The organism is Leifsonia sp. L25 (assembly GCF_050632895.1).
The window spans coordinates 3,064,539-3,077,783 of sequence record NZ_JBODRZ010000003.1 but is presented as its reverse complement, the minus strand read 5'-3'; the positions used below and the strand labels follow the sequence as shown (position 1 = coordinate 3,077,783).

At 71.2% G+C, this 13,245-nt stretch carries 13 protein-coding genes; 2 read left to right on the top strand and 11 right to left on the bottom strand.

What is annotated here, in order from left to right; all coding sequences use genetic code 11:
- Nucleotides 1-289: 289 nt before the first annotated feature.
- Nucleotides 290-1,108 carry a MazG family protein gene (locus ACRAWC_RS19460; protein ID WP_431349203.1) on the bottom strand — a complete coding sequence of 273 codons (819 nt, stop codon included), beginning with the start codon at nt 1,106-1,108 and terminating at the stop codon, nt 290-292.
- Nucleotides 1,109-1,251: 143 nt separating this feature from the next.
- Between ACRAWC_RS19460 and ACRAWC_RS19455 the strand changes: the two genes are divergently transcribed.
- On the top strand, nt 1,252-2,442 hold the full coding sequence (locus ACRAWC_RS19455) for a Na+/H+ antiporter NhaA (RefSeq protein ID WP_431349202.1): 1,191 nt from the start codon (nt 1,252-1,254) through the stop codon (nt 2,440-2,442).
- 94 nt (nt 2,443-2,536) lie between these two features.
- Here ACRAWC_RS19455 and ACRAWC_RS19450 read toward each other — a convergent pair whose 3' ends face one another.
- The 5 genes from ACRAWC_RS19450 to ACRAWC_RS19430 form a co-directional block, all read right to left on the bottom strand.
- The gene (locus ACRAWC_RS19450; RefSeq protein ID WP_431349201.1) at nt 2,537-3,685 is read right to left on the bottom strand and encodes a DUF1648 domain-containing protein; all 1,149 of its coding nucleotides are present in this window, start codon (nt 3,683-3,685) and stop codon (nt 2,537-2,539) included.
- Nucleotides 3,682-4,122: a GntR family transcriptional regulator gene (locus ACRAWC_RS19445; protein WP_431349200.1), complete on the bottom strand. Its 441-nt coding sequence runs from the start codon at nt 4,120-4,122 to the stop codon at nt 3,682-3,684. The genes ACRAWC_RS19450 and ACRAWC_RS19445 overlap by 4 nt, the downstream gene beginning before the upstream one ends.
- 150 nt (nt 4,123-4,272) lie before the next feature.
- The gene (gene mfd / locus ACRAWC_RS19440) at nt 4,273-7,926 is read right to left on the bottom strand and encodes a transcription-repair coupling factor (protein ID WP_431349199.1); all 3,654 of its coding nucleotides are present in this window, start codon (nt 7,924-7,926) and stop codon (nt 4,273-4,275) included.
- Nucleotides 7,927-7,957: 31 nt separating this feature from the next.
- Nucleotides 7,958-8,632 (bottom strand): 4'-phosphopantetheinyl transferase family protein, encoded by a 675-nt coding sequence (locus tag ACRAWC_RS19435; protein WP_431349198.1) that lies wholly within the window; start codon nt 8,630-8,632, stop codon nt 7,958-7,960.
- An 18-nt stretch (nt 8,633-8,650) separates the two neighbouring features.
- Entirely contained in the window at nt 8,651-9,355 is a 705-nt protein-coding gene (locus ACRAWC_RS19430) for an alpha/beta fold hydrolase (protein ID WP_431349197.1), read from the bottom strand.
- A gap of 96 nt (nt 9,356-9,451) precedes the next feature.
- On the opposite strand from ACRAWC_RS19430, the gene ACRAWC_RS19425 reads away from it, so the two are divergent.
- A complete protein-coding gene (locus ACRAWC_RS19425) occupies nt 9,452-9,892 on the top strand; it encodes a hypothetical protein (RefSeq protein WP_431349196.1) in 441 nt (146 codons plus the stop codon).
- Nucleotides 9,893-9,911: 19 nt separating this feature from the next.
- On the opposite strand, the gene pth is transcribed toward ACRAWC_RS19425, so the two are convergent.
- The 5 genes from pth to manD form a co-directional block, all read right to left on the bottom strand.
- Nucleotides 9,912-10,511, bottom strand: a complete 600-nt coding sequence (gene pth, locus ACRAWC_RS19420; protein WP_431349195.1) for an aminoacyl-tRNA hydrolase — start codon at nt 10,509-10,511, stop codon at nt 9,912-9,914.
- Nucleotides 10,512-10,520: 9 nt separating this feature from the next.
- The gene (locus tag ACRAWC_RS19415) at nt 10,521-11,150 is read right to left on the bottom strand and encodes a 50S ribosomal protein L25/general stress protein Ctc (RefSeq protein ID WP_431349194.1); all 630 of its coding nucleotides are present in this window, start codon (nt 11,148-11,150) and stop codon (nt 10,521-10,523) included.
- 167 nt (nt 11,151-11,317) lie between these two features.
- The gene (locus ACRAWC_RS19410) at nt 11,318-11,596 is read right to left on the bottom strand and encodes a hypothetical protein (protein WP_431349193.1); all 279 of its coding nucleotides are present in this window, start codon (nt 11,594-11,596) and stop codon (nt 11,318-11,320) included.
- Complete coding sequence (locus tag ACRAWC_RS19405) at nt 11,572-11,820, bottom strand: shikimate kinase (protein WP_431349192.1); 249 nt, start codon at nt 11,818-11,820, stop codon at nt 11,572-11,574. Before ACRAWC_RS19405 ends, ACRAWC_RS19410 begins: the two co-directional genes overlap by 25 nt.
- A gap of 115 nt (nt 11,821-11,935) precedes the next feature.
- On the bottom strand, nt 11,936-13,186 hold the full coding sequence (gene manD, locus ACRAWC_RS19400; protein ID WP_431349191.1) for a D-mannonate dehydratase ManD: 1,251 nt from the start codon (nt 13,184-13,186) through the stop codon (nt 11,936-11,938).
- Between the last annotated feature and the right edge of the window lie 59 nt (nt 13,187-13,245).

Here is a 13,245-nt window from a genome sequence, read left to right as displayed (position 1 = left end):
CAGCATCGCCGCCCGAGGGGAAGTGCTTTCGATGCCGCCCCCGAAGGAACAGCATCGCCGCCCGGGGGAAGTGCTTTCGATGCCGCCCGGGGGATCGCGCCGGGCAGAGGCCCGGTCGTAGACTGCTGGCGTTGCCACCCTGATGTCGTGCCGACCCCGCGCGATGCGGTGGTGTCCCAGTGAGGACCTGGCATGAGCCGCAGTCGTCCGACCACGTCGACTGCGTTGCCAGACACACGACAACGCGTCCGCCCCGGACCGGGATGAAAGCGCCGCCGGCCGGCGCCCGTCAGACCCGATCGGCGGCCCGGGTTCCCCGGCGGGCGCGCTGCCGGCCTCTGCGACGACCTGGCCGGACACGCCGTCTGCGCGGGCGACGAGGCGGCGTGTCCCGCCAGGTCGTACTGCGAGACCGTGCGGCGCCTGCCGAGCGGGACGACGAGCGCGCCCTAAACCGACGCTTCCTGCTCGCGGATCTCCCCTGCAGCTCGCGCAGCGTCGACCGCAGCGCGCGCTCGGCGTCCAGCCCCTGCGCCTTCGCCGACGCGACGATGGCCAGCAGCAACGGCCCGAGCTCGTCCTCGCTCTCCACCTGTACGCCGCCCGACTCGCTCAGGTCGATCAGCCCGACCTTCTCCGCTCGGCCGAGGAGCTTGTCGGCGAGCGCGAGGGAGGGCATGGCCTGCGGGATGCCGTCCAGCACGCTGGTGCGACCCGGCTTCTCGACCTTCTTGAGGTCGTCCCAGAACCCGACCACGTCGTCCGCGGTCTCGGCGGTGCGGTCGCCGCCGAAGACGTGCGGGTGCCGGCCCACCATCTTGCGGGTCATCTGCTCGGCGACGTCCTGGATGTCGAAGTCCTCGCCCGGGGTGTGCGCAGCGATGTCGGCGTGGAACAGCACCTGGTAGAGCACGTCGCCGAGCTCCTCCAGCATTTCGTCGCGGTTGCCCGTCTCGATCGCCTCGATCAGCTCGTAGGTCTCCTCGATGAGGTACTGCACCAGCGACTCGTGCGTCTGGGCGGCATCCCACGGACAGCCGCCCGGAGCGCGGAGCTGCGCCATCACGGCGACGAGCTCGTCGAGTCTGGTGGGCGCCGCGTCGGTCATGGGATGCTCCTCCCGTCGGGGACACGTTCATCCTCTCACCGAAGGCGACCGGTAGACTGGAGCACTGGTGTGCCGGGAAGTCTGGTCGGCGAATTCGTTTCCGCGTTCCCTGGTTCCGCGCGTCGCCGCGAGATTGGCCACCGATGAGCATCATCCGTTCCGAGCGCACCGCCGCCGGACTCCTCCTGGGCGCCGCCGCGCTCGGCCTCCTGCTGGCGAACACCGCGCTCGGCCCCGCCCTGCTGGACCTCCAGCACGCGCACCTCGGCGGCGGCGTGGTGGACCTCAGCGTCGGGCACTGGATCAGCGACGGGCTGCTCGCGGTCTTCTTCTTCCTCGTGGCGGTGGAGTTGAAGCACGAGCTGGTGGCCGGCGAGCTGAACTCGTTCGCGAAGGCCGTCCATCCCGCGATCGCGGCGGCGTGCGGCGTCGCGGTTCCTGCGCTGATCTACCTGGCTCTGACGTCGGGATCGGGCTTGTCCGACGGCTGGCCGATCCCGACCGCGACCGACATCGCCTTCGCGCTCGGCGTGCTCGCGGTCTTCGGGCGCGGGCTGCCGAACCGGCTGCGCGTGTTCCTGCTGGCGCTGGCGGTGCTGGACGACCTGGTCGCCATCCTGATCATCGCCGTGTTCTTCACGACGAACCCGAACCTGCTGGAGCTCGGCGCCGCAGCGGTGGTCGTCGTCGCGTTCGGCCTGCTCAGCCGGGTGCTGCGCGGGAGGCTGCGCTGGCCCGTCGGGGTGCTGATGGCGCTGCTGGCGGTGCTGGCCTGGTGGCTCGTCTACGACTCCGGCGTGCACGCCACGATCGCGGGCGTGGCGCTCGGGCTGGTCATGGCGCGCGGACCTGGAGGCCGAACGGCGCACGCGCTGGAGCCGTGGTCGAACGGGCTGATCCTGCCGTTGTTCGCCTTCTCCGCGGCGCTCGTCGTCATCCCCGCGGTCTCCCCCGTCGAGCTGTCGCCGGCGTTCTGGGGAATCCTCGTCGCGCTCCCGGTCGGCAAGCTCGTCGGCATCACGCTCGGCGGCTGGCTCGGCTCGTTCACGCGCCCGAAGCCGGAGCGCTCGCGCATCCCGGTGCTCAGCCTCGTGACCATCGGGGCGTTGGGCGGCATCGGCTTCACCGTGTCGTTGCTGATGAACGAGCTGGCCTTCGCCGGCTCGGCCACCGTGCGGGCCGAAGGCACTCTCGCGGTACTGCTCGGGTCCGCAGTGTCGATCGTGCTCGCGGGCATCCTCGTGACGACGCTGGCGCGGCGCAACCGGAGGCTGCACCCGCGCGCGATTCGCGCCGAATCGCGCGAGAGCGCGCCCCGCACGTCACATCCGTGACGAATCGCCGGCGGTGCCGTTCACTGCATTCGTGACGAATCGCGCGAATACGGGCGCAGATCGCGACATTCGGCGCGAATGGGCGGGGCCGCCCTCAGCGCAGCAGCGCCGGGAGCGCGATCCCCGCCACCAGCAACAGGAGCGTGACGACGCCGATCGCCATCCCCCCGGGGTGACCGAGGTTGAGCGTCACGCCCACCCCGAACCGCTTCGGGACGAAGAGAGCAGGGTCGGCGGAGTTGACGTAGATGAGGCCGCCCTTCCAGTGCCGGTCGTCGTCGCGCGGGTCGACCGTGTCCCGGGTCGGGGCCCGGTCGGCGGCCGCTGCGCCTCCGCCGACGGGCACGGCCTCCCGGGCCGCACGCGTCCCGCTCACCAGCCGCAGTGCGTAGACACCGATCACCACGAAGATCACCACCAGCAGAGCCACCGTGACGATTCCGATCCCTGCACTCGGCTCCTCAGACCCGTCGTGCAGCCAGCCGATCACCGACAGCGCGGCGATCGCGGCCGACACCACGAACGCCATCCAGCCGAGCAGCGACTGGGTCAGCTCGGCTTGCAGGGAGGCGATCCGCTCCGCGACCTCCGCCCCCTCTCCCCCGCCCCTCCGCCACGGGACGGCCCGGACGACGAACGCGATCCCCACCATCAGTGCGAGGATCCCCACAGCGATCAGGACCGGCCCGAACACGGAGAGCACCGTCTTCTCCGCGAACCGGTCGGGCCGCCCGCCAGATCCCCAGTGCACGGCGATCGAGGCCGGGAGGCTGTCGTACAGCGCGATGCCGACGGCGGCGGCCGCCATCAGCAGCACCAGGGCGGCCGCGTACCAGCCGAACGCGGGCCGCGGCCGGGCGCCGGAGTCCGGCGTGACGCTGCCGGAGATGCGGACCGGCACGTCGTCCAGCCAGCCGCCCTCGCGCTTCGCGGCCTGGATGCTCCGGCGCGACAGCAGATAACCGGCGACCGACCCGGCCAGAACGACGAGCGTCGCGACCAGCGCCGGCGCGGCCGGACCGACAGGGATGACCACCGCGGCCGCGACGAGCGCGACGACGTACGAGACCACCACGACGACGCGGAACCGCCGGACCGCCGTGACCACGACAGGGTCGGTCACACGGCTGCGCGGCACCAGCACGCCGAGCGGCAGCGTGGTGCGGCTCATGGCCGGGAGCATCAGGAGGAGGGCTGCGATCAGCGTCGTCACCGCGAAGGTGCTGAGCAGGACGGCGGTCATGGGGTGCTTCCTTTCCGGTCGCCGGCGGGAGGCCGCGCGGCGTTCTCGTGGCGGGCCCGGGCGAACGACGAGGCGATGGCGGCCGTGCGGGCCTCCAGGTCGGCCTGGTCGACACCGTGGGCGACGCCCTCGGCGATCAGGGCGCTGAGGCGTGCGTTCCAGTCCGCGAGGAACCGCTCGTCCGGCGGCCCGCTCCCGGCGTCGCGGGCGACGACCGAACCGGAGCGGCGGCTCGTGCGCACGATGCCCTCGTTCCGGAGCGCGTCGTACGCCTTGACCACCGTGGCCGCGTTGATCCCGAACCGCACGGCGAGCTGCCGCACGGAGACGAGCGCGTCGCCTTCCCGCAGCTCGCCGCGCGCGACCGCGTCGATGACGCGGTCGTGGAGCTGCTGATAGAGCGGCGTCTCCGCCGTCGGATCGAGCTCGATGCGCACGCGCGCCCTCCCGCCTGTCTGTATCGGTACCTATAGTACAGCCGACACAGCTCTCACCCCCACCCGGCCCCACCACGGGCCCGACCGTAACTCCGGAGATTCGCCTGGGGGCATGGAGGAGGTAGGGGGCAGGAGGGCAGGGCGGGCGGCTCAGGCGGCGGGTTCGGGGGCCGGCTCGGGGGCCGGGAAGAGGGCGCCGAGGAGGGCACCCACCCACTCGATCAGGGCGGCGTCGTCGAGGGTCTCGCCGTTCACGCGCGGCAGCGGGACCGTCGCAACCTTGGGCGCGGCATGGTATTTCGACCCCGGGTACATCCGCTGCAGGCGCACCTGCAGGGAGTCCGGGAGCTGCGCGGGCGCCAGCCGGAGGTTGGAGCCCATCGCGACGACCTCCCCCAGCCCGGCCTTCTGCGCGGCCCGGCGCAGCCGCGACACCGCGATCAGGTTCACCACCGGCTGCGGAGGCTCGCCGTAGCGGTCGGTCAGCTCCTCCAGCACCTGGTCGATCTGGCCGTCCTTCGCGGCGGGCGCGCTCGCGGTGGACAGCTTCTGGTAGGCCTCCAGGCGCAGGCGCTCGCTGTCGACGTACTCCTCGGGGATGTGCGCATCCACCGGGAGCTCCAGCCTCAGCTCGGTCTGGCCTTCGGCGACCTCGCCGCGGAACGTCGACACGGCCTCCCCGATCATCCGGAGGTACAGGTCGAAGCCCACGCCGGCGATGTGGCCGGACTGCTCGCCGCCCAGGAGGTTGCCCGCGCCGCGGATCTCCAGGTCCTTGAGCGCGACCTGCATGCCGCTGCCGAGGTCGTTGTTCGCCGCGATCGTGGACAGCCGGTCGTGGGCCGTCTCGCTGAGCGGCTTGTCCTCGTCCCAGAGGAAGTAGGCGTAGGCGCGCTCCCGCCCGCGGCCGACCCGCCCGCGGAGCTGGTGGAGCTGGCTCAGCCCGTACTTGTCCGCGCGGTCGATGATGATCGTGTTGGCGTTGGAGATGTCGAGGCCGGTCTCGATGATCGTCGTGGAGACGAGCACGTCGAACTTGCGCTCCCAGAAGTCCACGACGACCTGCTCCAGGGCGTGCTCGTTCATCCGGCCGTGCGCGACCGCGATGCGGGCCTCCGGCACCAGCTCGGCCAGCTTGGCCGCCGTCGCCGAGATGGAGCCGACGCGGTTGTGCACGAAGAACACCTGGCCCTCGCGCAGCAGCTCGCGCCGGATCGCCGCGGCGACCTGCCGCTCGGAGTACGGGCCCACGAACGTGAGGATCGGGTGCCGGTCCTCCGGCGGCGTGGCGAGCGTCGACATCTCGCGGATGCCGGTGACCGCCATCTCCAGCGTGCGCGGGATCGGCGTGGCGCTCATCGCCAGGATGTCCACATTGGTCTTCAGCTTCTTGAGCTGGTCCTTGTGCTCGACGCCGAAGCGCTGCTCCTCGTCGATGATCACCAGGCCCAGATCCTTGAACGTGATGCCGTCCGCGAGGATGCGGTGCGTGCCGATGACGACGTCCACGGTGCCGTCGGCGAGGCCGCGCAGTGTCTCCCGCGCCTCCTTATCGCTCTGGAACCGACTGAGCTGACGGAGGTGGATGGGGAACCCGGCGAAGCGCTCCTGGAAGGTCTCGGCGTGCTGCTTCACCAGCAGCGTGGTCGGCACGAGCATGGCGACCTGCTTGCCGTCCTGCACCGCCTTGAACGCCGCACGGATCGCGATCTCGGTCTTGCCGAAGCCGACGTCGCCCGAGATGAGCCGGTCCATCGGGATGGGGCGCTCCATGTCGGCCTTCACCTCGTCGATGGTCTGGAGCTGGTCGTGCGTCTCGGCGAACGGGAAGGCCTCCTCCAGCTCGCGCTGCCACGGAGTGTCCGGCCCGAAGGCGTGACCCTTGCTCGCCATGCGCGCCGAGTACAGCTTCACGAGTTCTACTGCGATGTCCCGCACCGCGCGCCGCGCCCGACCCTTGGCGGCCGACCAGTCGCTGCCGCCCATCTTGGAGAGCTGCGGGGCCTCTCCGCCGACGTAGCGGGTGAGGAGGTCGAGCTGGTCGGTCGGGACGAACAGCTTGTCGCCCGGGTAGCCGCGCTTGGAGGGCGCGTACTCCAGCACCAGGTACTCGCGCTTGGACTTCACCGCGTTGCGGCCGCCGCTGGAGACCTCCCGCTGGGTGAGCTCCACGAACTTGCCGATGCCGTGCGTCTCGTGAACCACGTAGTCGCCCGGTTTCAGCGCGAGCGGGTCGACCACGTTCTTGCGCCGGGTGGCGAGCTTCTTGACCTGCCGCGACTCGTAGCCGACCGAGCGGCCGTAGAACTCGCTCTCGCCGATCAGCGCGAGCTTCTCCTCCGGGAACTCGAAGCCGTGCTCGACGTTCGCGCGCAGCAGGTAGGCGACGCCGGGCTCCGGGTCCTCCGGGAAGGAGTCCACCGGGCGGGCGGGCAGCTCGGCCTCCGACAGCACCTGCGCGGCGCGCTCGACCAGGCCGGCGCCCTCGGCGACGATGGCGACCTGCCAGCCTTCGCGGAGCCGTTGGGCCACGTGCTCGACGGCTCCGGTGACGTTGCCGGCGAAGCTGGGCACGGCCTCGGCGTTGACGCGCACCTGGAGGTACTCCTCGACCTCGCGCTCCAGCACGGGCTCGCGCCCGTGTCCGGACTCGTCGCCGGCGTCGGACTGGAAGCCGGAGAACGTCCACCACGGATGGTCCAGGGCGGGCTGACCCGGCTTGCTGAACTTCACCGAGTCCTTGAGCTTCTGGAGGGTGAGGAAGTCGCCGGCCGCGAGGTCGATCGGTGCCGCGGCGCCGACGGTCGCGGCGCTCCAGGCGGCGGACAGGAACTCGCGGTTCGTCTCGGCGAGGCTCACCGCGCGCGAGGCGACGCGCTCGGGCGACAGCACCGCGACGGCCGCGCCGTCCGGGAGGTAGTGGGTGAGCGGCACGAGCCTGTCCACGAGCGCGGGGGCGAGCGACTCCATGCCCTCCACCGGGATGCCCTCCCCGATCTTGGCGAGCATCGCCGACAGGCTCGGGAACTCGTGCTCCATCTCGCGGGCGCGCTGCCGCACCGGCTCGCTCAACAGCAGCTCGCGGCTCGGCGGGAGCATCACCGCAGGGATCGGCTCGGGCAGCGAGCGCTGGTCCGCGACCGAGAAGGCGCGGATCTGATCGACCTCGTCGCCGAAGAAGTCGACGCGGTACGGGTGCTCCGCGGTCGGCGGGAAGATGTCGAGGATGCCGCCGCGCACGGCGAACTCGCCGCGACGGGTGACCATGTCGACACGCGCGTAGGCGAGGTCGACCAGTTGGAGGGAGAGTCCGCCCAGGTCGAAGCCGCGGCCTCCCGCGTTCAGCTCGACGGTGGCGTAGTCGGTGAGGTTGTCCGCGAGCGGTTGCAGTGCAGCGCGCACGGACGCGACCAGCACGAACGGGTGCGACGCCTCCCCTGCCTCCCGGGCGGCGGCCCAGTCGGCGAGCCGGCGGAGGGCGAGGAGGCGCTTGCCGACGATCTCGGGGCTCGGGCTGAGGCGCTCGTGCGGCAGCGTCTCCCACGCCGGGAACTCGACGATCTCCGCGTCGGGGAGCACGCACGGCAGCGCGGCACGCACCGACTCGGACTCGCGACCGGTCGCCGTGATGACGAGCACCGCCTGGGAGGAGCCGGCCGCGGCGCGTTTGCCGACGAGGCCGGCCAGGAGCGGCACCCGGAGGCCGTCGGTGAGCGAGAAATCGGCGTCACGACCCGCATAGGCCAGAGCGTCCGCGAACGTGGAGGCGCGCTGAAGCGCCGCGATCAAGCTCTGCAGTATCACTCGCCAAAGTCTACGCGGGGGTCCGACAGGTCTACGCGCGGCGTCCGACAGCCCGCTCGGGGGCCGGGACGAGCTCGCCGCGGTCGCCGAGGGTCGCCCAGCGAGCCGGCTCGACGGTCGCGGCGGCCGCGATCGCACCGTGGAAGGACCGGGCACTCAGCACGAGGCCGTCGCGCGACGGGCGCAGCGCATCCTCGGACCTGAGCACGTCGAGGGCGGCGAGGTCGTCCAGCCGCGCGATCCCCGCCTTCACGCAGGCCTCCTTGGCGGTCCACGCCAGGCGGAAGGCTCGCGCAGGCTCCGCCGCCGCAGCCACGAGCGAGCGCTCGGCCTGTGTCAGCGCGTCGGCGAGATTCACCTCGCTCTCCGCCTCGACGTCCACGCCGAGCCGGGACCCGGATGTCCCGGCCGCCACCCAGCCCGCGGCGTGCGACCAGCACACGTGGTGCCCGGCGACCGGGAGCGGGAGGCCGTGCTCGCCGCCGCAGATCTCGCAGCGCTGCCGCAGGTCCGCAGGGGCGGCCTGCCCGGCGCGGACGGCGCGGAGGACGTGCGCGGCGAGCAGGCGTGCAGCCGTGAAGTCGTCCCGGTCGGCCTCTGCGCGCAGCCTGCGCCGCCGGGACTCCGCGGCGCTGCCGAGCGGCGCAGGCGGCAGGACGGCCAGGACGTGCCGCGTCGACGCGACGACGACCGTGCACTGCTCCACCCGGTCAGGCTAGTCGCGTCAGATCCAGCCTGCGAGAGCCTCCATGAACCCGTCGTGGTCGTCGCGGTTGATGACGTGACCGCTGCCCTTGACCACACGCACGTCGAAGCCGGTGTCGCGCAGTCGCTCGGCGATCTGCGGCTTCACCAGATACGAGTTGTCGGCCAGCATGACCAGCGACGGCACGGCCATGTGCTCGGGAGCGCGCATGAGCGTCGGCGAGAGAACGGCGGGGATCGCCGCGCGGTCGAACGACTTGAACGTCTCGACCTCGATCGCGACGTCCGCGGGATCCCAGCGCGGGTTTCGCTTGGCGATGCGCGCGGCGGACTGGCGGGCGAGCGTCTTCAGGAAGGCGGGGGCCAGCATCCGCTGGAACCAGTTGGCGGCCGGGCACGAGAATGCGGGGTCGATGTAGACCGCGCGCTCGGGGTGCAGCCGGTCGACGGCGAGACTCACGGTGAGGCCGCCGAGCGAGTGGCCCATCACGAGCTCCGGCGCGTACGGGACGGTGTCGACGATGTCCTCCGCCATCAGCTCGGCGGTGTACTCCTCGGTGCGCGGGCTGTGGCCGTGCCCGCGGAGGTCGACGGCGACCACGTGGTAGCCGTGCTCGGCGAGCACCGGGCCGACCCGACGCCAATTGCGCGAGTCCGACATGACGCCGTGGACGAGGACCGCGTACCGGTCTCCTGCGCCCCACTCGCGCGTATACAACTTCATGGTCTGTGACGGTACCGTGTCGCCCTGGGCCGCTGCCCCATGTCAGCTACGCTCTGGCTGAACGTCCGGCGTGAGTCGCCGGAGAGGGGGACACAGATGAGTTTTCAGCCGCAGCCGGTCTACGGGCCTCCGGTCTACTACGGCGCGCCGGCCGCCCCACCGCGACGACGTACCCTCGGCGCCGTCTCGATGGGCATCGCGCTCGGCGTCTTCGTCCTGTCGGTGGTCGCCTCGACGTACATCGGTATGAGCGCGGGGCAGCTGACGCGCAGCGTGGCCGGCTCCTCCGCGGGCGGCTCGTCGCACCTGTCGTCCACGCAATTGGCCGCGTTCGGGCCGGTCGGGATCGTGATGGCGGCGCAGCTGATCTTCGGGACGGTGCTCGGCATCCTCGCGCTCGTGCTGGGGATCGTGGCGGTCGCGACCAAGCGCGGTCGCGCGTTCGGCGTCGTCGGCATCGCCGTCGCGACCGCAGCGCCCGTCGTGTCGTTCGTCGTCTACACCGCCACGATGGCTGCGTCGGTCCCCCACGCCTAGCGTCGAAGGGCGCGGGCGTTCAGCGCTCGGTGTGGAACCGGTTCTGCGCGGCGGTGAGGCCCCCGACCGCGATCTCCTCGACCGCGTCGGCCGCGTCGGAGACCAGGATCGGAAGGTTCTTGCGCTCCTCCGCGCTGAACCCGGCCAGCACATGGTCCGCCGCAGCGCGCGAGCCGGGAGGCCGGCCGACGCCGACGCGCACCCGGGTGAAGTCGCCGGTGCCGGTGGCGGCGATCACATCGCGGACACCGTTGTGCCCGCCGTGGCCTCCGCCGAACTTGAGCTTGAGGGTGTCGAAGGGGATGTCCAGCTCGTCCTGCACCACGATCAGGCGCGAGGGGTCGAGCGAGTAGAACCGCAGAAGCTGCGACACCGGGCCGCCGGACACGTTCATGAACGTGTTCGGCTTGGCCAGGATGAACCGCGGTCCGCCGGGGGCGAGACGCCCCTCGGCGACCGTGGCGTTCGTCTTGTGGGTCTTGAAGGTCAGACGGCCGCGCGTAGCGAGCTCGTCCAGCACCATCTGCCCCACGTTGTGACGCGTGGCCGCGTAGCCGGGCCCGGGGTTACCGAGCCCGACCACGAGCCAGGGGCCCTCTGAAGAGAGAGGACTGGCCATCGGAGGTGATTACTCCGCGGACTCTTCGGAGGCGGCCTCCTCAGCAGCCTCCTCGGCGCCCTCGGCGCCCTCTTCCTCCTCGCCCTCGGCGCGCACGGCGGCCGGGACGATGACGCTGAGGATCAGCAGGTCCTCGTCCTCGGCGAGCACGGCGCCCGTCGGGAGGGCGAAGTCCTTGGCGTGGTACTGCGTGCCCTCCTCGGCGTCGGTCACGTCGATGACGATGCGCTCCGGAATGTGGGTCGCCTCGACCTCGAGCTTGATGGTCGGGATGTCGAGCACCGCGATGGTGCCGGAGAACGGCTCGCCCTCGACGTGCACGGGGACCTCGACCTGGACCTTCTCACCGCGGCGGACGATGAGGAGGTCGAGGTGCTCGATGATCTGCAGCACCGGGTCCTTCTGGACGTCCTTCACCAGGGTGAGCTGGCTCGTGCCGTCGATGTCGAGCTCGAGCACCGCGTTGGCCTTGCGGAGCAGGAGGCCGACCTGGTGGGCCGGGACGGTGATGTGCACGGGCTCGGTGCCGTGGCCGTAGATGACCGCGGGGATCTTGCCCGCGGAGCGGATCTTGCGGGCAGCGCCCTTGCCGAAGCTGTCGCGGACCTCCGCGACGACCTTGTTGGACTCGTCAGCCATGATGTCTCCTTGCCGGCGGGGCCGGCTGTCGGGCGAGCCGGAGGGCTCGCAGTATGGGGGTGTTCGACTCGAGCGCATCGAGGTGCGCGAGGAAAGACTGCGTAGCCTGATCCACCGCGTCGATTACGGATGCCTGCGCATCCCTCGCCGAAGTTCAGTGGCCCAGTCTACCCGACGGCCGAGCGCACGTCGTCCACGATCGCGGTCACGAGGTCTTCGGGGGCCTCGGCGACGTCGAGGCGCGCGCCCTCCTCCCCGGGCTGCAGGGGCTCCAGCGTCGCGAGCTGGGAGTCGAGCAGGGACGCCGGCATGAAGTGGCCGGGCCGGATCATGCGTTCGGCCAGGAGGGCGCGGCCGCCGTCCAGCTCGGCGAAGAACGTGCCGGGCGCCTCCGACCGGATCAGGTCGCGGTAGGCGCGCTTCAGCGCAGAGCACGCGACGACCATCCCGGCCGGCCCGGCGTCCGCGAGCGTGCGCCCGACCGCGCGCAGCCAGGGCTCGCGGTCCGCGTCGGTGAGGGGATGCCCTGCCTCATCTTCTCGACGTTCGCGGCGGGGTGGAGGTCGTCGCCGTCCACGAACCCCGCGCCGAGCGTCTCCGCGACGAGCGCGCCCACCGTCGACTTGCCCGACCCGGACACGCCCATCACCACGACCCTGACACCACTCACGTGCACTTCTCCCGTTCCCGTTCTCCCATTGTCCCGCAGCCATCGGTTCCTCACTTTCTCCCGCGACACGCCGGGTGGGAGCGGGAGAAAGTGAGGAAGCGATAGCTGCTGTCGGTCACCAGTCGTGCATGGAGCCGTCGAGGAGGCGGTTCACGGGGAGGTAGGCGGCCTCGTAGGGGAAGGACTGGGCGATGACGTCGTCGTAGTCGACGCCGATGCCGGGCTGGTCGCCGGGGGTGAGCATGCCGTCTTGGAACGTGTAGGTCGTCCGGAAGACCTCGTGGGTGGCCGGGCTGTGCTTCATGTATTCCTGGATGCCGAAGTTCGGGATGGCGATGCCGAGGTGGATGGCCGCGGCGAGACCGACCGGGGAGACGTCCGTCGGGCCGTGCACACCGGACTTGATCTGATACACCGACGCGTAGTCGAAGATCCGCCGCAGCCCGGTGATCCCACCGGCGTGCGTGACCGGGGAGCGCACGTAGTCGATCAGCTGCTCCTCGAACAGCTCCCGGTAGTCCCAGATCGTGTTGAACACTTCACCGATCGCCAGCGGCGTCGTGGTGTGCTCGCGCACACGACGCAGCACGGCCTGGTTCTCAGCCGGGGTGACGTCCTCCAGCCAGAACAGGTCGTACGGCTCCAGCGACTTGCCGAGCTTGGCAGCCTGGATGGGCGTGAGCCGGTGGTGCGCGTCGTGCAGCAGCGGCAGCTCCGGACCGAACTCGTTGCGCACCGCCTCGAACACGGTCGGCGCGTGCCGCAGGTAGGCGCGGGTGTCCCAGCTCTCCTCGACCGGCACGGCGCTGCGCCGTGCCGGCTCGTAGTCGTAACGGGCATCAGAGCCGGTCCCGGCTCCCGCGGCGGCGTTCCTGCTCGACGCGACGCCGTACACCGACGGCAGCCCCGGGATGCCGGTCTGCACGCGAACCGCGCGGTAGCCCTCCTCCAGGTGCTCGTTGATCGAGTCGAACAGCTCCGGCAGCTCCGCGCCCGAGGCGTGCCCGTACACCAGCAGGCCGTCGCGGCTGCGACCGCCGAGCAACTGGTACAGCGGGAGCCCGGCAACCTTCGCCTTGATGTCCCACAACGCCGTGTCCACAGCGGCGATGGAGGCCATCGTCACCGGGCCCCGCCGCCAATACGCGCCCCGATACAGGTACTGCCAGGTGTCCTCGATCCGGTGCGCGTCCCGGCCGATCAACAACGGGACGACATGCTCGCTCAGATACGCCGCGACAGCGAGCTCCCGCCCGTTCAACGTCGCGTCGCCCAAACCCGTGAACCCGTCCTCCGTGGTGATCCGCAACGTCACAAAGTTACGGCCCGGGCTGGAGACCAAGACCTCTACTGCGGTGATTCTCATACGTGTGCTCCTTGGTGCGTGGCTGGATCGCCCGCGGCGATGCGCTCGGCGAGCGGTTC

Excerpts from the sequence above, each read along its gene's own strand:
- ACRAWC_RS19460 (WP_431349203.1), bottom strand. The coding sequence starts at position 1,108 with ATGACCGACGCGGCGCCCACCAGACTCGACGAGCTCGTCGCCGTGATG.
- ACRAWC_RS19455 (WP_431349202.1), top strand. The coding sequence starts at position 1,252 with ATGAGCATCATCCGTTCCGAGCGCACCGCCGCCGGACTCCTCCTGGGC.
- ACRAWC_RS19450 (WP_431349201.1), bottom strand. The coding sequence starts at position 3,685 with ATGACCGCCGTCCTGCTCAGCACCTTCGCGGTGACGACGCTGATCGCA.
- ACRAWC_RS19430 (WP_431349197.1), bottom strand. The coding sequence starts at position 9,355 with ATGAAGTTGTATACGCGCGAGTGGGGCGCAGGAGACCGGTACGCGGTC.
- ACRAWC_RS19425 (WP_431349196.1), top strand. The coding sequence starts at position 9,452 with ATGAGTTTTCAGCCGCAGCCGGTCTACGGGCCTCCGGTCTACTACGGC.
- pth (WP_431349195.1), bottom strand. The coding sequence starts at position 10,511 with ATGGCCAGTCCTCTCTCTTCAGAGGGCCCCTGGCTCGTGGTCGGGCTC.
- ACRAWC_RS19415 (WP_431349194.1), bottom strand. The coding sequence starts at position 11,150 with ATGGCTGACGAGTCCAACAAGGTCGTCGCGGAGGTCCGCGACAGCTTC.
- ACRAWC_RS19410 (WP_431349193.1), bottom strand. The coding sequence starts at position 11,596 with ATGGTCGTCGCGTGCTCTGCGCTGAAGCGCGCCTACCGCGACCTGATC.
- manD (WP_431349191.1), bottom strand. The coding sequence starts at position 13,186 with ATGAGAATCACCGCAGTAGAGGTCTTGGTCTCCAGCCCGGGCCGTAAC.